At 55.4% G+C, this 20,410-nt stretch carries 21 protein-coding genes and 1 tRNA gene; 2 read left to right on the top strand and 20 right to left on the bottom strand.

Translation table 11 applies throughout. From position 1 onward, the window contains the following. Window positions 1-25: 25 nt before the first annotated feature. From PQR63_RS16680 to hemE, 7 genes are all read right to left on the bottom strand, one after another. Window positions 26-799: an SDR family oxidoreductase gene (locus tag PQR63_RS16680; RefSeq protein ID WP_408169125.1), complete on the bottom strand. Its 774-nt coding sequence runs from the start codon at window positions 797-799 to the stop codon at window positions 26-28. A 143-nt stretch (window positions 800-942) separates the two neighbouring features. Beyond that, window positions 943-1,653, bottom strand: coding sequence for a thiol:disulfide interchange protein DsbA/DsbL (locus PQR63_RS16675; protein WP_408169124.1), 711 nt, complete (start codon window positions 1,651-1,653; stop codon window positions 943-945). 89 nt (window positions 1,654-1,742) lie between these two features. Next, the gene (locus tag PQR63_RS16670; RefSeq protein WP_408169123.1) at window positions 1,743-2,387 is read right to left on the bottom strand and encodes an SPOR domain-containing protein; all 645 of its coding nucleotides are present in this window, start codon (window positions 2,385-2,387) and stop codon (window positions 1,743-1,745) included. 8 nt (window positions 2,388-2,395) lie between these two features. Next, a complete protein-coding gene (gene argS, locus PQR63_RS16665) occupies window positions 2,396-4,123 on the bottom strand; it encodes an arginine--tRNA ligase (RefSeq protein WP_408169122.1) in 1,728 nt (575 codons plus the stop codon). 152 nt (window positions 4,124-4,275) lie between these two features. Further along, window positions 4,276-4,794 carry a DUF6622 family protein gene (locus PQR63_RS16660; RefSeq protein WP_408169121.1) on the bottom strand — a complete coding sequence of 173 codons (519 nt, stop codon included), beginning with the start codon at window positions 4,792-4,794 and terminating at the stop codon, window positions 4,276-4,278. Window positions 4,795-4,928: 134 nt separating this feature from the next. Further along, the gene (locus PQR63_RS16655; RefSeq protein ID WP_408169120.1) at window positions 4,929-6,971 is read right to left on the bottom strand and encodes a primosomal protein N'; all 2,043 of its coding nucleotides are present in this window, start codon (window positions 6,969-6,971) and stop codon (window positions 4,929-4,931) included. 727 nt (window positions 6,972-7,698) lie between these two features. Then, window positions 7,699-8,778, bottom strand: a complete 1,080-nt coding sequence (hemE, locus tag PQR63_RS16650) for a uroporphyrinogen decarboxylase (RefSeq protein ID WP_408169119.1) — start codon at window positions 8,776-8,778, stop codon at window positions 7,699-7,701. A 163-nt stretch (window positions 8,779-8,941) separates the two neighbouring features. Here hemE and PQR63_RS16645 point away from each other — a divergent pair, with 163 nt between their 5' ends. Beyond that, window positions 8,942-9,715 (top strand): transporter substrate-binding domain-containing protein, encoded by a 774-nt coding sequence (locus tag PQR63_RS16645; RefSeq protein WP_408169118.1) that lies wholly within the window; start codon window positions 8,942-8,944, stop codon window positions 9,713-9,715. Between the two features lie 88 nt (window positions 9,716-9,803). Here the strand turns inward: PQR63_RS16645 and PQR63_RS16640 are convergent, their stop codons facing one another. From PQR63_RS16640 to PQR63_RS16580, 13 genes are all read right to left on the bottom strand, one after another. Then, a complete protein-coding gene (locus PQR63_RS16640; RefSeq protein WP_408169117.1) occupies window positions 9,804-10,565 on the bottom strand; it encodes an SGNH/GDSL hydrolase family protein in 762 nt (253 codons plus the stop codon). 1 nt (window position 10,566) lies between these two features. Then, window positions 10,567-11,373 carry a PPK2 family polyphosphate kinase gene (locus PQR63_RS16635; RefSeq protein ID WP_408169116.1) on the bottom strand — a complete coding sequence of 269 codons (807 nt, stop codon included), beginning with the start codon at window positions 11,371-11,373 and terminating at the stop codon, window positions 10,567-10,569. A gap of 57 nt (window positions 11,374-11,430) precedes the next feature. Further along, window positions 11,431-11,856 (bottom strand): CoA-binding protein, encoded by a 426-nt coding sequence (locus PQR63_RS16630; RefSeq protein WP_408169115.1) that lies wholly within the window; start codon window positions 11,854-11,856, stop codon window positions 11,431-11,433. A gap of 258 nt (window positions 11,857-12,114) precedes the next feature. Continuing rightward, the gene (locus tag PQR63_RS16625) at window positions 12,115-12,537 is read right to left on the bottom strand and encodes a F0F1 ATP synthase subunit epsilon (protein WP_408169114.1); all 423 of its coding nucleotides are present in this window, start codon (window positions 12,535-12,537) and stop codon (window positions 12,115-12,117) included. Between the two features lie 70 nt (window positions 12,538-12,607). Then, the gene (gene atpD / locus PQR63_RS16620; protein ID WP_408169113.1) at window positions 12,608-14,008 is read right to left on the bottom strand and encodes a F0F1 ATP synthase subunit beta; all 1,401 of its coding nucleotides are present in this window, start codon (window positions 14,006-14,008) and stop codon (window positions 12,608-12,610) included. 51 nt (window positions 14,009-14,059) lie between these two features. Then, a complete protein-coding gene (gene atpG, locus PQR63_RS16615; protein WP_408169112.1) occupies window positions 14,060-14,944 on the bottom strand; it encodes a F0F1 ATP synthase subunit gamma in 885 nt (294 codons plus the stop codon). A 17-nt stretch (window positions 14,945-14,961) separates the two neighbouring features. Next, window positions 14,962-16,503 (bottom strand): F0F1 ATP synthase subunit alpha, encoded by a 1,542-nt coding sequence (gene atpA, locus PQR63_RS16610; protein ID WP_016835149.1) that lies wholly within the window; start codon window positions 16,501-16,503, stop codon window positions 14,962-14,964. Window positions 16,504-16,557: 54 nt separating this feature from the next. Beyond that, on the bottom strand, window positions 16,558-17,091 hold the full coding sequence (locus PQR63_RS16605) for a F0F1 ATP synthase subunit delta (RefSeq protein WP_408169111.1): 534 nt from the start codon (window positions 17,089-17,091) through the stop codon (window positions 16,558-16,560). A gap of 1 nt (window position 17,092) precedes the next feature. Next, on the bottom strand, window positions 17,093-17,563 hold the full coding sequence (locus PQR63_RS16600) for a F0F1 ATP synthase subunit B (protein WP_094562323.1): 471 nt from the start codon (window positions 17,561-17,563) through the stop codon (window positions 17,093-17,095). Between the two features lie 76 nt (window positions 17,564-17,639). Beyond that, a complete protein-coding gene (gene atpE, locus PQR63_RS16595; RefSeq protein ID WP_006461334.1) occupies window positions 17,640-17,885 on the bottom strand; it encodes a F0F1 ATP synthase subunit C in 246 nt (81 codons plus the stop codon). A gap of 77 nt (window positions 17,886-17,962) precedes the next feature. Further along, window positions 17,963-18,778: a F0F1 ATP synthase subunit A gene (atpB, locus tag PQR63_RS16590; protein WP_408169110.1), complete on the bottom strand. Its 816-nt coding sequence runs from the start codon at window positions 18,776-18,778 to the stop codon at window positions 17,963-17,965. Next, complete coding sequence (locus PQR63_RS16585; RefSeq protein ID WP_408169109.1) at window positions 18,775-19,119, bottom strand: ATP synthase subunit I; 345 nt, start codon at window positions 19,117-19,119, stop codon at window positions 18,775-18,777. Before PQR63_RS16585 ends, atpB begins: the two co-directional genes overlap by 4 nt. 333 nt (window positions 19,120-19,452) lie before the next feature. Next, a tRNA-Arg gene (locus PQR63_RS16580) sits at window positions 19,453-19,528 on the bottom strand. Window positions 19,529-19,739: 211 nt separating this feature from the next. Here PQR63_RS16580 and PQR63_RS16575 point away from each other — a divergent pair. After that, window positions 19,740-20,330, top strand: a complete 591-nt coding sequence (locus PQR63_RS16575) for a c-type cytochrome (protein ID WP_408169108.1) — start codon at window positions 19,740-19,742, stop codon at window positions 20,328-20,330. The last annotated feature ends 80 nt before the right edge of the window (window positions 20,331-20,410 follow it).

Genomic DNA, 20,410 nt, shown 5'->3' with positions numbered 1-20,410 from the left:
GACGTTATTAATCGATCAAACTCGTTCAAAGATGGCGTTTCTTGTGTGGCGCTTTGGAAAACGCAAAGTCGTAAACGCTATTGGGCAACAGGCGCAGCATTTTGGCAACGACACCCATTTGCCAGGGAATCACGCGATAACTGTCGCCTGCTGCGATGGCGGCCAATGCGCGTGCGGCGAATTTTTCCACCGGCATCAGGAAAGGCATGCGGTAGTGATTGACCTGCGTCATCGGCGTATCGATATAACCCGGCGCGATCGTCACCACCTTGATACCGCTGGCACGCAACTCGACACGCAGCGATTCGCAGTAGCTGATCACCGCCGCCTTCGATGCACTATACGCCTCCGCGCCCGGCAAGCCGCGAATGCCGGCAACACTGCCGATGCCGACCAGGCGGCATTGTTGCGGTTGGGGCGAAGCTTTCATGGCAGCGATAAAGGGATGGAACGTGGCAACGGTAGCCGTCACGTTAGTTGCAATGATGCGCTCGAACACAGGAATGTCTTCGACGTATTCCGTCAGCGTGCCTTGCGAAATGCCGGCATTGGCGATCACCACGTCTGCGCCGCCTGTTGCGCTGATAAATTCTTGAGCGGCATGATGCAAGGCGGCGTGATCGGTGACATCCAGCGCGTAGAGATGATGGCGCTCGGGATTGGCCAGCCCGGCACGGATCTGCTCCAACGTTTCCTTGCGGCGCGCGACCAGACCGAGGATAGCCCCCTGTTGCGCGTACGCTTTCGCCAGAGCGGCGCCAATGCCGCTGGATGCGCCAGTGATGAAGACCCGCTGCATGAGATTCCTTCAGTTCGATAGTTCACAAGGACGCAACACTGAAATGATGCGGGAGGAACAATAAATACCGTTAAAGACAGCAACAACCAATAAAAACGGCCCGTCCTCTCGCGAGCGACGGACCGTCTTCGGTACGGTGAAGCTTATTTCTTCTTGCTTGGTTTGGCTGCGTCGGCCGGCTTCTCGCTGGCTTTTTCAGCGGCCAGCTTGGCCACCAGATGATCCATGACTTGCAGGGAGGCGGCTTGCTGCATCGATTCCGGCTGATTGGCCATCGATGTGCCTGCAATCGAAGGCGAGGTCAGGAAACGGCCATCGATAGCGATCGTCGGCACGCCGTCGATCTTGTAGGCCTCCTGCAATTGCGCTGCGCGACGAACCTTGGTCTGTACGCCAAAGGAGTTGTACAGATCCAGGAATTTTTGCTTGTCGATACCCTGCTTCTCGATGAATTCCAGGATAGTCTTGTCGGTGTCGACGCGTTGGCGATCAACGTGGATGGCTTGGAAAATCTTCGGATTCATTTCAGCGGTCTTGCCCATAGCTTCCAGCGTGTAGAACAGCTTTTGCTGAGGAATGAAGGACTCGCGGAAGGCAACCGGCACTTGCTTGAAGACAATCTTGTCGCCCTGCTTTTTTACCCATGCGGTCAGCGAGGGATCGAAGGCTGCGCAATGCGGGCAGCTGTACCACATGAATTCGGTCACTTCAATCTTCTTGCCGGAATCGGTCGGCTGGGCTTGCTCCAGCGTACGATAATCGGTGCCGTTTTGCGGATTGGCAGGAGACGCGCTGACCGAAACGGCCAGCAAACCCAGGCTGATAGCAGCGAGAGCATGGCGGAACAAACGCATAAACTTAACCCCTTCTCAAGGTGCGCAACCGCTGCAGATACCAACAAAACACGGCAGTGGTAAAGCGCAAATAAACGATCAATTAAAAATTATTTTGGAATGCGCACGATGGCGGCATCGATGCCGCTGTCAGACAACTTGCTGCGCATCCGGTTCACTGTCTCGGACTGGGCAATCGGACCGATACGCACACGGTACAAAGTACCGTTGTCGGATGGACGTTCACTGACCTTGGCTTCGAATCCCAACAGCGCCAGTTTGGCGCGTGCGTTCTCGGCATCGGCCTGCTCGCGGAATGCACCGGTCTGCAGGAAATAGGTCCACTTGTCGTCAACGGTACTGTCGGATTTGGCGGACTGATCCTTGGTGATTGCTGCCAGCTTATCCTTGTCTTTCGGCACGTCTGCGGTCTTTGGCGGCGCCGGAGGCGTGTCCGGCTTCTTGGCATCAGGAGCAGGTTTCTGATCCGGATCCTTTGGCGCAGGCGGCGCTTCCTTGGTGACGTCCTTGTTGCCGTACAGCGGCTTGTTCGGATCGGCGGCCTGGCCAGGCGACAGTTCGGTGCGTTCTTGCTTGATCACCTTGTTGACGAAGGGAATCGGCGACTTGGTGATCATCAGCGCCACCACGACAGCAATGCCGAGGCCGACGATAAGACCGAGAATGAGACCGAGGAAAGTGCCGCCGGCTTGCTTGCGAAGATTCGGTTGGTGTTGTTTCACTTGTGTATTCATCTGCAGAGTTACATTCTTGACGGAGCGGATACGCCGATCAGCGCCAGACCATTACGCAACACCTGGCGCGTGGCGCTCATTAAGGCCAGACGCGCCATCTTGGTTGGGACATCGTCGACCAGCACGCGTTCTGCATTGTAGTAGCTATGCAACTCGCCTGCCAGATCGCGCAGATAGAAAGCCACCTGATGCGGGCCCAGCTCTTGCAGGGCGTGCGCCAGCGCTTCCGGATATTCGGCCAGCTTGGCCAGCAGGCTGACTTCGCGCGGCGCGGTCAGCGGCGACAGATCGGCGACCTGATCCAAGGTCGTGTCGTCGCCGGCCCATTGGTTCAGCACCGAGCAGATCCGCGCATGTGCGTACTGGACGTAGTAGACCGGGTTTTCGTCGTTGCGGGTCAGCGCGACGTCAACGTCGAACACGAATTCGCTGTCTGCCTTGCGCGAGATCAGGAAGAAGCGCACGGCGTCTCTTCCGCGGGTCAGATCGCCAGCCTCGGCTTCAGTACCGTTCGACCATTCGATCAGGTCGCGCAAGGTGACGTAGGAACCAGCGCGCTTGGAGATTTTCACCTCTTCGCCGTTCTTCATCACGGTGACCATCTTGTGCAGCACGTAGTCGGGATAGCCTTGCGGAATGCCGACATTGGCCGCCTGCAAACCGGCGCGTACGCGCGCGATGGTGCCGTGGTGGTCGCTGCCCTGCACGTTGATGACCTTGCCGTAGCCGCGCTGCCATTTGGTGATGTGATACGCAACGTCAGGCACGAAGTAGGTATAGGTGCCGTCGGTCTTTTTCATGACGCGATCTTTATCGTCGCCATAGTCGGTGGTCTTGAGCCACAGCGCGCCGTCCAGCTCATACGTCTTGCCGGCCTTGATCAGCGCCTCGACGGCAGCGGTAACCTTGCCCTCGGTGTAGAGCGACGATTCCAGATAGTAGTTGTCGAACTTGACGCCGAAAGCCTGCAGATCCAGATCCTGCTCGCGACGCAGATAGGCCACGGCAAAACGGCGGATCGATTCGATGTCCTCGACATCACCGCTGGCGGTTGCCGGTTCACCGTCGCTGGCGGAGACGGTTTTCTTTGCCTTGAAGTCTTCGGCGATGTCGGCGATGTAGTCACCGTTGTAAGCCGATTCAGGCCACTCCGCATCGCCCGGCTTGAAGCCCTTGCCGCGCGCCTGTACGGAGGTCGCCAGCGTGGCGATCTGCACGCCGGCGTCGTTGTAGTAAAACTCGCGCAAGACGTCGTAGCCCTGCGATTGCAGCAGCGCCGACATGGCGTCGCCGAGTGCGCCCTGACGGCCATGACCGACGTGCAGCGGGCCGGTCGGATTGGCGGAAACAAACTCGACCAGCACCTTCTTGCCGGCGCCGGCGTTGCTCTTGCCGTATTGCGCGCCTTCGGCCAGGATGGTCTTGACGACGGCCTGCTTGGCGGCATCAGCCACGCGCAGGTTGATGAAACCAGGGCCGGCGATGTCGGCGGAGGAAATCAGCTCTTCACGCCCGGGCTGAGACAACACGCCATCGACCAGTGCTTGCGCCAGTTCGCGTGGGTTTTTCTTGAGCGGTTTGGCCAGTTGCATGGCCAGGTTGCAGGCAATGTCGCCATGCGACGGGTCGCGCGGACGCTCAAGCGTGACGGTCGGCGTCAGGTCGGTACCGGCGATCAGCGGCGCCAGCGCGGCTTGGAATAATTCGGTGATGCGTTGTTTTTGTTGAGCAAGCATGGAGACAGAGGGGTCGGCGGCGAGGCAGGTCGAAAACAAACTACAGACGACACACGCCGCACATTGATGAATATATAAACCCCGGATTATACCGGCTTGCCGTACTCAGATTGAAGGCGTATTAACGGATCACTGAAGGTGGACGCCCGCAATCAGACACTCAACTCTGCCGCCGGTAGCTGTGCCCGACGATAAAGATGCAAAATTCGCAACATACGCCCCGCCGAAACACCAATAAACAAGCCATACAGCACGCCAACTGCGATGACGACCAATCCGCCCTGCGCCCAAGGCGAATGCATGGCGGTCAACACGCCCATCGCATATTTGACGGCAAAAACACCCGTCATCATCATCAAGGGAAACCAGCTTCCACGCAGGAAGACCGTGCCGCGCTCCGGGTAAGCAACCGTACCGGCCTTGCCGGCAGCAGTCCAGCTGGCGATACCGCTGGCGAGCGCAGCCAATAGTGCCGCACCCAACACCAACGCATCGGCATGCGCCAGCTCGTACAGGCCATGCCCCGACAAACCGAGCATCAATAGCGGAACCAGCGCTACCTTGACGATCAGCGTTTCGCGATCAAAGCCGGCCGACCAGCCACGATAGGCCAAAAAGCCCAGCATGGCCCAGACCCAGAGAGGCGTATGAATGAGAATTTGATACAGCATGACAACTCCTGAAGAGTAAAAGGAACGGCGTCATGCTAGGTAGAGCAGGCGAAGTTTCCCATCTCCATGCGACGAACTGCGGGATGAGGGAAAATACAGCGGGCTTTATACGATGAACGGTGAGGGGAAGCAGCTCAGATATCGACCGGATCAACTTCCAGCGACCATTTGGCGCGTGTCTTCATTTGCCGCAAGACATCCAGCCAGTCCCTCAGGAAGGCTTGCAGCGCTGGCCGCGAAGCGCATTCAATCAGCAATTGCGCACGCTCCACATTGGCTACACGCGTCATGGTCATGGGAATCGGATCATTAATAGTGATACCGGTATGTTCCAGGCAAGTTGCCGCGTCCTTCAGGAAGGCCAGCGCAATATCGATCTCTGCAGCTTCGGCACGCAACAAGGCCTGATAGATGAACGGCGGCAATGCCGCTTGCTGCCGCTCTTCCAGCAACTGGGTGGCAAACCCGTCGTAGTCATGTGCCGCCACCGCGCCGTAGAGCGGGTGATGGGGATAACGACTCTGAATCAACACTTCACTGGGTGACCCGCCCTCTTTTTGCCCCGCACGACCGGCACGGCCTGCGACCTGCATCAGTTGGGCGAACAAACGCTCGCTCGCACGGTAATCGTGCGAAAACAGCGCCGTATCCGGGTTCATCACGCCGACCAGTGTCAGGCGCTTGAAATCGTGGCCTTTGGCGACCATTTGCGTGCCAATCAGAATATCCACGTCACCGCGATGCACGCTGTCGAAAGCGTTCTGCGCCGCTCCTTTCAGCCGGGTCGAGTCAGCATCGATACGCAAGACGCGCGCCTCCGGGAACATCGCCTGCAAGCCCTCTTCGACCCGCTGCGTACCGCGCCCCAACGGTTGCAAGTCGACATTGCCGCAAGTCGGGCAGGCTTTGGGGATATATAACTCAAGGCTGCAATGGTGGCAGCGCAGACGGCGCTCCGGCTTGTGCAGCACCATGAATGAGGTGCAGCGCATGCAATTGCTGATCCAGCCGCAGGCGTCGCAGTTGAGCACCGGCGCATAACCGCGCCGGTTAAGAAACAGTAAGGATTGTTCGCCGCGCTCCAGACGCAACTTCAATGCCGCGACCAAGGTGGACGTCAGACCATCATTGGGGCGATCGCGCTCCATGTCGATCATCTTCACCGTGGGCAGCACGGCATCCCGCACCGCGCGTTCGCGCAACTGCAGCTTGCGATAACGCCCGGCTTGCGTGTGCTGCCAGGTTTCCAGCGATGGCGTGGCTGAGCCCAGCACCACCGGAATCCCCAACTGATGCGCGCGCCACACCGCCAGATCGCGTGCGGAATAGCGCAAGCCTTCCTGCTGCTTGTAAGACGGGTCGTGCTCCTCATCGATCACAATGAGTTTGAGATGCGGCAACGAGGACAAAATCGCCAGACGCGTGCCGAGCACGATGCGCGCCTGGCCCTGATGCGCCGCCAGCCAGTTGAGCGTGCGCTCGCCTTCCGCCAGGCCGCTGTGCAGGGTGACCACGTGCACACCGGGGAATCTTGCGCGGATATTGGATTCGAGCTGAGGCGTCAGGTTGATTTCCGGCACCAGCACCAGAATCTGCGCGACTTCGCCGACCGCTTCGCTCTGGGCAAGAATGCGTGCGGCGGCTTGCAGATAGACTTCAGTCTTGCCACTGCCGGTCACGCCATACAGCAGCAAGGGCGCAAAACCTTGCGCCGTGGCGATGGCATCGACCGCCTCTTGCTGCTCGGGCTTCAATTGTGGTGTATTGACGGGGCTGCCGTCGTGATTGGCGGTCAGCTTGCCAAGTTTCTTCAAGGCGCGATCCAGCGCAGTTGTGGTGAGGGTGCGCAAGTTCTTCGGCAGACCGGGTAGCGCGACTTCGCCCAGAGGACGCTGATAATAATCGGCGGCGAAACTGCACAACGCCCGCCACTGCGCCGACAAGGGCGACAGCTGGCTGCGCACGGCGATGACGTCCTTGAGCTTATCCAGAGGCACATCCGTCTGGTCGGCTAACCCTACAATCATCCCGGCGACTTCGCGTCGGCCAAAAGGCACGATCGCCAGTTGCCCGACTTGCGGTTCTGCCTCGTCGGCGACAGCACCTGCACGCCAGCGATAGTCGAAGATTCTGTCAAGCGGGGTATCGAGGGCGATCTGAAGGATGCGTTGTTCCACGAACTTAATGTAATTCCTGAAAAGGTGACCTAACTAACGGTTTCATAACCACTTTTTAAACTATCCACACAAGCTGTGGATAACTTTGTGCACAACTCGGGCTTGACAGCGCTTTTCCCAGTCTGGCTGCGGGTTTCAATAAATTGCCCAAATCAAAAGCAAAATTTATATTCTTTAAAATCAATAGGTTACAAAACACATTGGATGGCTCGAAAAAATTTTTTAATTTTTTATTATTGCCGCGCACAAAAGAAAATTTGTGCATAAGTCCGAATATTCGCACCGAAACGGCATCGCAAGAAGATCGTCTGCACCAGTTTCTGTCAAGAAAAATTTGTCAGAAAAACCCTGGCACGGCGGTAAGAATTCCTAAGTATTTCTCAAGTAAAACTTGAAAAGTTCACGTAACTCTCGGTTTCATAAGTGCTTTTTCAACTATCCACAAATCCTGTGGATAACTTTGTGGGCAACTCCCTCTTGACAGGGCTACAGCCCACATTTCATGCGGATCTTGATAGTTTGCACAAAACCCATGCAAGAAACAAACATATTTAAAATCAATGACTTAGGCAATTCGCAAATCGAAGAAATTTTAAATATGGATATGAATGATTCCTACTAAGGAAAGCCCTTCCTTTGTGCATAAGTGATGGCAGATTACTAAAATTCCCTCCACATACCGCATGCGACTAAGTAGGTTTAATCTTCTCCGCAGAAATCGTTCACTTTATTGGCGCAGCTCGCGGCTGATGCCATGAACAGCCTCGACCAACACGGTGACAGCATCAGGTGGCGTGAATTGCGAGATGCCGTGGCCAAGGTTGAAAACATGGCCATTACCGGCGGTCGGCTTGCCGAATGAGGTCAGCAGCTTGCGTACTTCTGCCTGGATCTGTGCGTGGCCGGCAAAGAGGACATTAGGGTCAAGATTGCCTTGCAAAGCGACCTTATCGCCGACACGGCGACGCGCGTCGGCCAGATTGACAGTCCAGTCTAATCCGACGGCGTCAGTGCCGATAGCGGCAATTTGTTCAAGCCACAGCCCACCGCCTTTGGTAAAGACGATGGCGGGAATGGTGACGCCATCCTTCTCGCGCTTGAGCTGGCGCATGACGTCGGCCATGTATTGCAGTGAGAACTCCTGATAGATGCCATCGGCAAGCGCTCCGCCCCAGGTGTCGAAAATCATCACGGCCTGTGCGCCGGCGTCAATTTGCGCGTTCAGATAGGCAGCCACTGCTGCCGCGTTGGTCTTGAGGATGTGATGCATCAGATCAGGACGGTCGTAGAGCATGGTCTTGACGGTGCGGAAGTCGTCCGATCCGCCGCCTTCCACCATGTAGCACGCCAGCGTCCACGGACTGCCGGAGAAGCCGATCAGCGGCACACGGCCGTTCAGCTCAGTGCGGATCTGCGTCACAGCGTCGAATACATATTGCAGACTGCCCAGTTCAGGCGCCTGCAAGGCCATGACAGCTTTTTCGTCGCGCAGCGGGCGTTCGAATTTTGGGCCTTCGCCATCGGCAAAGAACAAGCCAAGTCCCATCGCATCCGGCACGGTCAGGATGTCTGAGAACAGGATCGCGGCATCCAATGGATAGCGCTCCAGCGGTTGCAGGGTGACTTCGGTGGCGTAATCAGGATTCTTCGCCAGACCCAGGAAGGAGCCCGCACGAGCGCGTGTGGCGCGATATTCAGGCAAATAGCGGCCAGCCTGGCGCATCAGCCACATCGGCGTGTAATCAGTCGGCTGGCGCAGCAAAGCGCGCAGGAAGGTGTCGTTTTTCAGCGGAGCAAATTGGGGCATGAGCGATCGTGTGGAGCAAGTCGGCAATCCGCTATTATCGCACCCAAACGGGAAATCAGAGATCTTGCCCAAGTTGGCCACCCAATCATTTTGGCAGGATGGATTGATGACGGGAAACCTGCGTGCTATCGTCTCCGCTCAATAAAATAATCAGGAGGATGACATGAAGAAATGGTTGATTGCGTTCGGCTTGCTTTGCGCGGGTCTGTCCATGCAGGCGGCACAAGCCGCAGAGAGCAGCCGCCTCGACGAGGTGCTCAAGAACGGCAAGCTGCGCGTGTGCATGACCGGTGATTACAAACCTTTTACTTATTTCAAGGCAGACAACAGCTTTGAAGGCATCGACGTCGATCTGGCGCAATCGCTGGGCAAGGCGCTTGGCGTTGAAGTGCAACTTGTGAAAACCAGTTGGCCGACGCTGATGAACGACTTTCTGTCCAAATGCGATGTCGCCATGGGCGGCGTGTCGGTCACGCTGGATCGCTTGAAGAAGGTGTCGTTTGCGGCAGCGCACATGGTCGACGGCAAGGCACCTATCGTACGCTGTGCCGATGCGGCCAAATTCCAGACGCTGGACATGATCGACAAGCCGACAACGCGCGCGATTTTCAATCCTGGCGGAACGAATGAGCGTTTTGCCCGCGCCAACTTCAAGCAGGCGCAACTGGTCTTGCATCCGGACAATGTGACGATTTTCCAGCAAATCGTTGATGGCAAGGCGGACGTAATGGTGACCGATTCAAGCGAAGTGTTGTGGCAGGCCAAACTGCATCCGGAGCTTTGCCCGATCAATCCGGACAAGCCGCTGCAATTTGCCGAGAAGGCTTTCATGCTGCCGCGCGCGGATGTCGCCTTCAAAGAGTTCGTTGATGCCTGGATGCACATGCTGAAGGCGACCGGCGACTATGACCGTATCGTCAACAAGTGGCTGCACTGACATGACTACGTTGAGGCGGCTCACTGAACCAGAATAGCCACAGGTAGTCTGGTTCGGCCCGGTCGCCTACCTCAAAGGACTTCCCCTGTCAGAAGCGAGAGTGCTTGCCCATGCTGTCGTTGATAGCTGCAGCAAGTTGCTCCGCCCATAAAATCACACCTGATGTCGACGGATGATAGCCGTCGACGGCCATCAGCGAACGATCGCGCGCATTGCTTTCCACCGGCACGAAGATCGTCTGCGGCGTCGCGGAGGCCAGCGCCTTTGCTGCGTCACTAAGCGTGTCTGCCTTCAATCCAAGTACATGCCGCAAAGGTTGCGGCAGCGCCGGAAACAGACGCAGCGGCGGCACCCCGGCGATCACCAGCAAGTCAGGATGCAGACGCTGTTGCACCAGTTGCGTCAAGGTGGCGAGATCCGCGCGGTAGCGAGCACTACTGCGGAAAGCGGTACTGTCGTTCACGCCAAAAGCGATCAGTACCACATTCACTTTCCCGTTCGGTAATTGCGGTGCCACATCGCGGATTGCATCCGCCACTGTCGCACCGTTTTTGCCGAAGGCGATCCAACTTACCGGGCGCTGCCAACGCAGCGCCAAATTGTGCGCCAGTTGCGCCGTGATGGCTTGCTCCTGTGTGACAACGCCGACACCGGCGACAGGAGATTCACCAATGGCGAGTAAAGAATAAGGTGTCGCTTCAGGCGATACCGGTTGCGCAGGCACGCAGATACCATGACGCTCGCCGGCAGCTTCCGGCATGCGCGGCGTGATCCTCCGCGTACGCTTGCCTTGTGCCAGCAACCATGGCAACAACGGCAAGGCGAAAATCTCCGGAAGCCAGCGTCGCATGTTACTTGACCTTCAAGTCGATGAGCTCTTTCTTTGCTGGCGGGTACGCAAGCTTCATGTCTTGCATGGTTTCCAGCACGATGTTGGCGATCGCCAGATTTCGATGCGTCTTGGAATTCGCCGGAATCAGATACCAGGGCGCGTGATCAGCGTCGGTAGCTTGAATCGCCTGACTGTACACCTTTTGATAGTCGTCCCAGCTTTTGCGTTCCTCGAGATCGCCTATGTCGAATTTCCAATGCTTGGTTGGATCGTCGACACGTTCTTGCAAACGCGCGCGCTGCTCTTCTTTGGAGATATGCAGGAAGAATTTGATGATGACGGTGCCGGTCTCACTCAGCATGCGTTCGAAGTCGTTAATCTGTGCGTAGCGCCGTTTGCACTCAGCAGCGTCGATCCAGTCGTGCACGCGTGTGATCAGCACGTCTTCGTAATGACTGCGATTGAAGACCGCAATTTCGCCCTTCCGGGGCACCTGCTGGTGGATGCGCCAGAGATAGTCGTGCTGCAGCTCCAGCGTACTGGGCGCTTTGTAGCTGATGACACGGATGCCTTCCGGATTAATACTGCCAAAGACGCCATTGACGGTGCCATCTTTGCCGCTGGTATCCATCCCTTGCAACACCACGAGTACTTTTTTGTCGTTCGCGGCGTACAACATGGCCTGTAGCTCGCCGATTTGTTCTGCGATCGCCTGAATCTGCAATTTATCTGCCGTTTTATCACCGCTGGACAGAGGCTTTGCGGCCGCATTCTCGTCCTTGATATCGGTTTTCTTTGTCGCTCGAAATTGCTCGCGGATGCTCACACATGTCTCCTTGATTGCGGGTGGATTCGGCTCATTCAAACCGTGGAAGCAGTTGGACTACAACACGCCATGCGTAATTCCCATGGCGTGATCGATCTTGAGGCAACGATCCATAATGACGACCAGCCCTGCCCGCTGCGCTTTGACAGCAGCGGCTTCATTGACGATCCCCTGCTGCATCCACACGCAGGTGGCACCGATGTCAATCGCCTCGTCGACCACCGGCGGGATGTCGGCCGATTTGCGAAAGCAATCAACGATATCGATTTTCAGGCCGGCGCCGGCAAGTGCCGCCGCCGCGTCCTGCAAATTCGCGTAACAATATTCGCCCAATATCTGCGTCCCGGCATACATGGGGTTGACGGCGACGATGCGGTAGCCGTGGTGCTGCATGTACGCGCTGACGTCATAGCTGGGACGATCCGGACGACTCGATAATCCGACGACGGCGATGATCGGTTTGGGTGCGGTGTTTGCATTCATGGATGATGGCTTTCTTCATGGGACACGACGTTCCACTTTACCTCATCAGGAGTGAGACTGCTGTACCGTCGCCATGGGCCACCCGTGCGAGCTGTGTGTAACTGGCGATACGCGTAATCAGGCGCCTGAAGAGATGAATCTGTGCAGGAAAGACAAGAAGTTTGGTGCAATAGCCTTGAAAATAAAAAAGACAGCCGAAGCTGCCTTTTTTACTAATGCTGAATGACTGATCGCGAAATGCTTGCAGTGCCAAGCGAATTAACGCTTCTGACGCAACCTCTGAATCGCTGCCAATTGCGCTATAGCAGTTGCCAGTTCGGCTTGTGCTGCTGCGTAATCGATCTTCGAATCGCGACTTGCCAACGCTTCTTCTGCGAGTTTCTTCGCAGCGCTTGCTTTGGCTTCATCCAGATCCGAACCGCGAATTGCGGTGTCAGCGAGAACAGTGACGGTATCAGGTTGCACTTCCAGCAAACCGCCGGCGACGAAAACGAACTCGTCTTGCGCCTGGCCAGGGATCTTGATGCGTACTGCACCCGGCTTGATGCGCGTGATCAAGGGAGTGTGACGAGGATAAATCCCCAGCTCACCCGCTTCACCCGGCAACGCGACGAATTCCGCCTCACCGGAGAAGATTTCTTCTTCGGCGGAGACTACGTCAACGTGAATAGTATGTGCCATGTCGTTTCCTATCCGTTCAGCCGCCCCGCTTAATTTCAAGCAAGGGCGGCATCGCGAGAATCAAGAGATCTTAGTTGATCTTCTTGGCCTTTTCGATTGCTTCTTCGATCGTGCCAACCATGTAGAACGCTTGTTCCGGCAAGTGATCGAGTTCGCCGCTAGCGATCATCTTGAAGCCCTTGATCGTATCTTTCAGCGAAACGTATTTACCTGGCGAACCGGTAAACACTTCAGCAACGTGGAAAGGCTGCGACAGGAAACGTTGCATCTTACGAGCACGCGCGACCAGCAGCTTGTCTTCCGGAGCCAGTTCGTCCATACCCAGAATCGCGATAATGTCGCGCAATTCTTTGTAGCGTTGCAGAATACCTTGAACAGCGCGTGCTGTTTCGTAGTGCTCTTGACCAACGACTTGCGGATCCAGTTGGCGCGATGTCGAATCGAGTGGATCGACCGCAGGGTAGATACCCAGCGAAGCGATGTCACGCGACAGAACGACGGTCGAATCCAAGTGAGCAAACGTAGTAGCAGGGGACGGGTCGGTCAAGTCATCCGCTGGAACGTAGACGGCCTGGATCGATGTGATCGAACCAGTCTTAGTCGAAGTAATACGCTCTTGCAGTTGGCCCATTTCCGAAGCCAGCGTAGGCTGGTAACCCACGGCGGAAGGCATACGGCCCAGCAGCGCGGAAACTTCAGTACCGGCCAGTGTGTAACGGTAGATATTGTCGACGAAGAACAGCACGTCTTTACCTTCGTCACGGAAGCCTTCAGCGATCGTCAAGCCAGTCAGCGCCACGCGCAGACGGTTGCCAGGAGGCTCATTCATCTGACCGTAGACCATGGCAACCTTGGAGTTTTCCGGGTTTTCCAGATCCACAACCTTGGCGTCAGCCATTTCGTGATAGAAGTCGTTGCCTTCACGAGTACGTTCACCAACACCGGCAAACACGGACAAGCCGCTGTGCGCCTTGGCGATGTTGTTGATCAGTTCCATCATGTTCACGGTCTTGCCCACACCCGCGCCACCGAACAGACCGACTTTACCGCCCTTGGCAAACGGACAAACGAGGTCGATAACCTTGATGCCGGTTTCCAGCAACTCTTGCGATGGCGACAGTTCGTCGTACGCAGGAGCCTTACGGTGAATCGAGGCCGTCGTTGCGTGGCTCACCGGACCGCATTCATCAATCGGGTTGCCCAGTACGTCCATGATACGACCCAGTGTTGCTTTACCGGTCGGCACCATAATTGGTTGGCCTGTGTTCTTGATTGCCATGCCGCGGCGCAAACCGTCGGATGTACCCAGCGCAATGGTACGGACTACGCCGTCGCCCAGCTGTTGTTGTACTTCCAGCGTCAGTTCCGAGCCATCCATCTTCAAGGCGTCGTAAATCTTAGGCATCGCGTCACGTGGGAATTCAACGTCCACCACAGCGCCGATACACTGAACGATTTTGCCATCAGCCATTTTCGTTCCTTCAATATATAAAATTAAGTTCTGTTAAGCGCAGTTTGCGCGTTACACCGCAGCCGCACCGGCAACGATTTCCGAGAGTTCCTTGGTAATCGCAGCTTGACGAGTCTTGTTGTAAACCAGTTTCAATTCGCCGATCACGTTACCCGCATTATCGCTGGCAGACTTCATCGCCACCATCCGCGCCGATTGCTCGGACGCCATGTTTTCTGCGACAGCCTGGTAAATCAGCGCTTCTACATAACGCACCAGCAATTCATCGATGACGCTTTGCACATCTGGCTCGTAAATGTAGTCCCAGGAATGCGAACCTGCATCACCAGCCTTAGTATCAGCCTCAAGACGATCAGCTGACAACGGCAGCAATTGCTGCAGCATCGGCTCTTGCTTCATCGTGTTGATGAACTTGGTGTACACCAGATAAACCGCATCCAGGCGACCTTCCTGGTAAGCATCAAGCAGTACTTTCACCGGCCCGATCAGCTTTTCCAGATGCGGCGTATCACCCAGTTGTGCGGCATGCGCTACGACCTTCGCGCCGATCCGGTTGAGAAAACTCAGACCCTTGTTACCGATCGCTACAGCTTGAACCTTGTTTCCTTGTCCTTCCAGCTCACGCAGTTTCGCGGTCAGCAAACGCAAGGAGTTGGTATTCATGCCGCCGCACAGACCTTTGTCTGTGGTGACGACGATGAAACCAACGTTCTTGGAGTTGTCCTGCTTCACCATGAACGGGTGCGTGTACTCTGGATTGGCTTGCGACAAGTTAGACGCGATATGACGAATCTTTTCACTGTAGGGACGTGCCGCACGCATCCGGTCCTGCGCTTTGCGCATTTTGGAGGCCGCAACCATTTCCATCGCCTTGGTGATCTTCTTCGTATTTTCTACGCTCTTGATCTTGCTGCGTATCTCTTTACCTGTAGCCATTCCGTGCTCCAGTTAAATTAAGCTACGAACGATTTTTTGAAATCAGCAACGGCAGCAGACAATGCAGCTTCACCATCTTTGTCGATTTGCTTGGTTTCTTCGATCTTTTGCAGCAATGGCGCGTGGCTGGTCTTCATGAAATTATGCAGACCGCTTTCGAACGGCAGTACCTGCTTGACTTCGATGCTGTCCAGGAAACCCTTGTTGACTGCGAACAAAGTCACGGCCATCAGCGAGATCGACAACGGCGAATATTGCGCTTGCTTCAACAGTTCGGTAACGCGTGCGCCACGGTCCAGCTGCTTGCGGGTCGCTTCATCCAGGTCGGAAGCGAACTGCGCGAACGCAGCCAGTTCACGATACTGCGCCAAGTCGGTACGGATACCGCCGGACAGGCTCTTGATGACCTTGGTTTGAGCAGCGCCACCGACGCGCGACACCGAAATACCGGCGTTAATCGCAGGACGGATACCAGCGTTGAACAACGATGTTTCCAGGAAGATCTGACCGTCGGTGATCGAAATCACGTTGGTCGGAACGAAGGCGGAAACGTCGCCTGCTTGCGTTTCAATGATAGGCAGTGCAGTCAACGAACCAGTCTTGCCCTTGACTTCACCCTTGGTGAAATCTTCGACGTACTTTTCGTTCACGCGTGCTGCGCGTTCCAGCAAACGGCTGTGGAGGTAGAACACGTCGCCAGGATAAGCTTCACGGCCTGGTGGACGGCGCAGCAGCAGCGATACCTGACGGTATGCAACAGCTTGCTTGGACAGATCGTCATACACGATCAGCGCATCTTGACCACGGTCACGGAAGTATTCGCCCATGGCGCATCCGGAGTAGGCCGACAGGTATTGCATCGCAGCCGACTCGGAAGCCGATGCAGTAACAACGATGGTGTACTCCATGGCGCCGTGTGCTTCCAGCGAGCGCACGATGTTCTTGATCGACGATGCTTTTTGACCGATCGCGACATAGATACATGTCACGTCCTGGCCCTTTTGATTGATGATCGCATCAATCGCAACAGCAGTCTTGCCGGTTTGACGGTCACCGATGATCAGTTCGCGTTGACCGCGACCGATCGGCACCATGGCGTCGATCGACTTGATGCCGGTCTGCATTGGCTGAGAAACAGATTGGCGGGCAATAACGCCTGGCGCGATCTTTTCAATCGGGGCTGTCAGCTTGGTGTTGACCGGACCCTTGCCGTCGATAGGCTGGCCCAATGCATTCACTACACGGCCGCGCAGTTCCGGACCGATAGGCACTTCCAGGATACGGCCGGTACATTTGACTGTATCGCCTTCGGAAATGTGCTCGAAGTCACCCAGAATAACGGCGCCAACGGAATCGCGCTCGAGGTTCAGCGCCAGACCAAAAGTGTTGCCTGGAAATTCCAGCATCTCACCTTGCATCACGTCAGACAGACCATGGATACGGCAGATACCGTCGGACACGGAAATAACCGTGCCTTGATTGCGAATCTCAGCGGTATCGCCAAGGCCTTGAATCCGGCTCTTGATCAGCTCGCTGATTTCAGATGCGTTGAGTTGCATACTAACTCCTAAAAATTTTTCTATCGCTTAGGCTGTTACGCCAAGGCCCAGGTTTTATGCAGCCAAGGCAACATGTAACTGTTGCAGCTTCGCGCGCACCGAGGTATCGAACACTTCGTCACCGACCACCACACGCACGCCGCCGATCAACGCGTTATCCACCTTGACGGTTGGCGTCAGCTTGCGACCAAATTTCTTTTCCAGCGTGGCGACCACATCCTTCAACTGCGCATCGGACAATTCAAACGCACTGGTGATTTCTGCATCAGCGGCGCCTTCCTGTGCGTTTTTCAGCGTATGGAATTGTGTGGCAATTTCAGGCAACAGCGTCAGACGACCGTTTACCACCAAGGCGCTGACGAAGTTTTGGGCTTCGACGCTCAATGGTGTTTTCAGAACGGACGCAAACGTGGAAGCAATCTGCGCATCCGTCAGTGCCGGATTTTGCGCAACTGCTTTCACATCAGGGTGCGCTGCGACTTGCGCCATCTCGGAAACGAGATCGGACCAGGCCGACAAACTGCCGGCTTTGGCCACTCGGAACAGGGCTTCTGCATAAGGGCGAGCAATCGTTGCGAGTTCGGCCATATTACAGCTCTGTTTTCAGTTGGTTCAGCAATTCGGCATGTGCAGCCGCGTTGACTTCACGCTTCAGAATCTGCTCGGCGCCTTTGACCGCGAGGGTCGCAACTTCGCCGCGCAAGTCTTCACGCGCTTTGGTCACTTGCTGCTCTGCATCTGCCTTAGCATTGGCGATGATGCGCGCTGCTTCTTCGGAAGCGGTTTTCTTTGCTTCTTCAATAATCAGCTGAGCACGCTTTTCAGCGTCACCGATACGTTTTTGGCCTTCGTCGCGTGCTGTTGCCAGCTCTGCCTGAACGCGCTTTTCAGCGGCAGCCAGGTCAGCCTTGCCGCGGTCAGCAGCAGCCAAGCCGTCCGCAATCTTCTTCGCGCGCTCGTCGAGCGCCTTGATCAACGGCGGCCAAACGAATTTCATCGTAAAGCCGGCGAGGATGAAGAAGACCACGAACTGCGCAAACAATGTTGCATTTAAGTTCACGGTAATTTCCTTCTCAGAATATCGTGTGCCGAACTAATCAATCCGGCAAAAATGAGAATCGGCTATGCCGCCCGAATTACTTCGCGATGAACGGATTTGCAAATGCGAACAACATGGCGATACCAACACCGATCAGGAACGCAGCGTCGATCAGACCGGCCAGCAGGAACATCTTGGTTTGCAGTGTGTTCATCAGTTCTGGCTGACGTGCAGATGCTTCGAGGTACTTACCGCCCATGATTGCGATACCGATACAAGCACCGATAGCACCCAGGCCAATGATCAAACCGCAAGCCAAAGCAACGAAAGAGACATCAGTCATGACAATTCCTTAGAAAGTTAAAGTTAATACAAAAATCAAAAAACAAACCAAAAAGCTAAAACCGTACAGCAGCCTTGTTAGTGCGCCTCATGCGCCTGGCCGAGGTAAACCAGTGTCAACATCATGAAAATGAATGCTTGCAGCAACACGATCAGGATGTGGAAAATTGCCCAGATCGAACCTGCAATAACGTGGCCGACAAAGCCGAACGCCGTAGCAGCCGAACCCAGCAATGCGATCAGCAAGAACAACAGCTCACCCGCATACATGTTGCCGAACAACCGCATACCCAGCGACACGGTCTTAGCAGCAAATTCGATAATATTCAGAAGCAGATTGAAAGGCGCCAGCCAGATGCCGAACGGCGCAGCAAACAATTCATGAATAAAACCACCGGCTCCCTTGATCTTGACACTGTAATACAGCATCAGTGCCAACACGCCCAGAGCGATGCCCAACGTACCGTTCAGGTCGGCAGTAGGAACGATGCGGTGATGAATTTCACCGAGGCCAGCCAGACGCATGATGCCTGACACCAGGTCGACCGGCAAAAAGTCGAGAGAGTTCATCAGTGCGACCCAAACGAACACAGTCAATGCGAGTGGCGCGATGAAAGTACGGTCGCCGTGCACGATAGCCTTGGATTGATCCTCGACCATCTCAACAACCATTTCGACGAAAGCCTGGAAACGACCCGGCACGCCCGAAGTGGCCTTGCGTGCAGCCAGATACATCAACAGGCAACCCACCACGCCACAGAACACCGACCAGAAGATGGTATCCACATTTACGATCGAGAAATCAACGATCTTGGTTTGGTGTTGCGAAGAGAAATGTCCGAGATGGTGGACGATGTATTCTGAAGCTGTAGGCGCGTGATCGGCTGCGGTCATGGTCGATGTCTAAACAGTAAAATTAAGTAACTTTTAAGCACCACGATGAAGCTCAGCACAAATGCGAGCCAATTCACACCGCGATACAACCAAACAACTGCGCCCATGAGCGCAAGAGTCGAAGCAATCTTGATAAATTCCCCGAATAAAAACGTCATCGGGTTAGCCCCTTCAGGCTTGCGGGCACTTATATATAGACGCAGAGCAAACAGAGTATTGGGGACGACACAACACAGCCCCCCCAGCAATGCAGACCACAACGCAGATACGCCGCCCAACAAACCAGCAGTACATGCGACGACGACCATGGCCACGAGCTGCATAAGGACGATGCGCAGCATATATATCCAATATCGTGCAGGCCGCACTCATTATGAGCAGACGGCGGTTTAGAAGCCCGGCGATTATAATTGCTTGCGTCTGGATTCGTCAAACTTTTAACGCACGATCAAGGCGTTATATCGTCAAGTTACACGTCAGATGTGAGCTTTAACACACAGCTGCATAATGGGGCAAAATTGGGAAAATCGCGATTACCTGCAAGGTAATGCGGACAGTCACGCAGATCGCCGAATAATCTGACACGCGACTGACAAAAACGCGATCATTCGGCAAGAAAAAATGGCTCATTACAATACAAACGAGACTATTATTTGAATCGCAAGATAATAGGTTGGTGCGGCTGGCGGGGATCGAACCCACGACCCTTGGCTTCGGAGGCCAATACTCTATCCACTGAGCTACAGCCGCGTCGGACGTGAACGTCGAAGAGGGATGAAGGATACAGTTTTTCCCTTGGCGCGTCCACGCATAGCAACTATTTTCCGTTCCCAACGAATTACATTGTGTCTATAATCAAAGGTTGGGCGAGACAACGCTTCTCTAAACAGTAATAGACACTGATTTGCAGCACAAAATCAGGATAACGCTTTCGAAGAATATTGCACTGAGGGAACGAAATATGAGCGACGCACATCAAGAACACCACGAATCCGCAATCAAAACGCCAAAACAACTGATTGCCGCAGTATTGGCCGGTTTTCTGGTCCCCATCATCTGCATCGTACTTCTGGTGCAATATGTAACGAACGCTCAAAAGACTGGTGCCGGCTCGGCCAGTCAGACGCCTGAAATGGTCGCAGCCCGCATCAAGCCGGTTGCCGACGAAGGCTTCACCTTCCGCGACGCCAGCGCACCGAAACAACTCCTCAGCGGCGAAGAAGTCTTCAAGTCCACCTGCGCAGCCTGCCATGCGGCCGGTATCGCTGGCGCACCTAAGGTCGGCGACCCGGCTGCCTGGAAAGCACGTATCAGCGAAGGCTACGAGAAGCTGCTGTCGCACGCGCTGAACGGCCTCAACGCCATGCCGGCCAAGGGCGGCAACCCAGACTTGGATGATGTTGAAATCGCACGTACCGTGGTGTACATGGCCAATCAGTCTGGCGCTCAGTTTAAAGAACCAGCCACTCCAGCCCCTGCTGCTGCCCCCGCCGCCGCTAGTGCCGCACCAGCCGCAGCCCCGGCAACGCCTGCAGCAGAACCAAAGAAATAAAATCGATTGATATTCGCTCTGCGCGGTCAAAGCGCATTGATGTCCGGCGTTGAGAGCTGATAACGAAAAGCCCCGCATTG

The organism is Herbaspirillum rhizosphaerae (assembly GCF_046025915.1).
Taxonomy (GTDB): domain Bacteria; phylum Pseudomonadota; class Gammaproteobacteria; order Burkholderiales; family Burkholderiaceae_D; genus Herbaspirillum; species Herbaspirillum rhizosphaerae_A.
This window is presented reverse-complemented; position numbering and strand designations above follow the sequence as displayed.

Coding starts and splice junctions, on each gene's coding strand:
- atpD (WP_408169113.1), bottom strand. CDS start 14,008: ATGGCTGATGGCAAAATCGTTCAGTGTATCGGCGCTGTGGTGGACGTT.
- PQR63_RS16640 (WP_408169117.1), bottom strand. CDS start 10,565: ATGCGACGCTGGCTTCCGGAGATTTTCGCCTTGCCGTTGTTGCCATGG.
- PQR63_RS16575 (WP_408169108.1), top strand. CDS start 19,740: ATGAGCGACGCACATCAAGAACACCACGAATCCGCAATCAAAACGCCA.
- PQR63_RS16625 (WP_408169114.1), bottom strand. CDS start 12,537: ATGGCACATACTATTCACGTTGACGTAGTCTCCGCCGAAGAAGAAATC.
- PQR63_RS16680 (WP_408169125.1), bottom strand. CDS start 799: ATGCAGCGGGTCTTCATCACTGGCGCATCCAGCGGCATTGGCGCCGCT.
- atpB (WP_408169110.1), bottom strand. CDS start 18,778: ATGACCGCAGCCGATCACGCGCCTACAGCTTCAGAATACATCGTCCAC.
- PQR63_RS16670 (WP_408169123.1), bottom strand. CDS start 2,387: ATGAATACACAAGTGAAACAACACCAACCGAATCTTCGCAAGCAAGCC.
- PQR63_RS16660 (WP_408169121.1), bottom strand. CDS start 4,794: ATGCTGTATCAAATTCTCATTCATACGCCTCTCTGGGTCTGGGCCATG.
- atpG (WP_408169112.1), bottom strand. CDS start 14,944: ATGGCTACAGGTAAAGAGATACGCAGCAAGATCAAGAGCGTAGAAAAT.
- PQR63_RS16675 (WP_408169124.1), bottom strand. CDS start 1,653: ATGCGTTTGTTCCGCCATGCTCTCGCTGCTATCAGCCTGGGTTTGCTG.
- PQR63_RS16585 (WP_408169109.1), bottom strand. CDS start 19,119: ATGCTGCGCATCGTCCTTATGCAGCTCGTGGCCATGGTCGTCGTCGCA.
- PQR63_RS16630 (WP_408169115.1), bottom strand. CDS start 11,856: ATGAATGCAAACACCGCACCCAAACCGATCATCGCCGTCGTCGGATTA.
- atpA (WP_016835149.1), bottom strand. CDS start 16,503: ATGCAACTCAACGCATCTGAAATCAGCGAGCTGATCAAGAGCCGGATT.
- PQR63_RS16605 (WP_408169111.1), bottom strand. CDS start 17,091: ATGGCCGAACTCGCAACGATTGCTCGCCCTTATGCAGAAGCCCTGTTC.
- PQR63_RS16645 (WP_408169118.1), top strand. CDS start 8,942: ATGAAGAAATGGTTGATTGCGTTCGGCTTGCTTTGCGCGGGTCTGTCC.
- argS (WP_408169122.1), bottom strand. CDS start 4,123: ATGCTTGCTCAACAAAAACAACGCATCACCGAATTATTCCAAGCCGCG.
- hemE (WP_408169119.1), bottom strand. CDS start 8,778: ATGCCCCAATTTGCTCCGCTGAAAAACGACACCTTCCTGCGCGCTTTG.
- atpE (WP_006461334.1), bottom strand. CDS start 17,885: ATGACTGATGTCTCTTTCGTTGCTTTGGCTTGCGGTTTGATCATTGGC.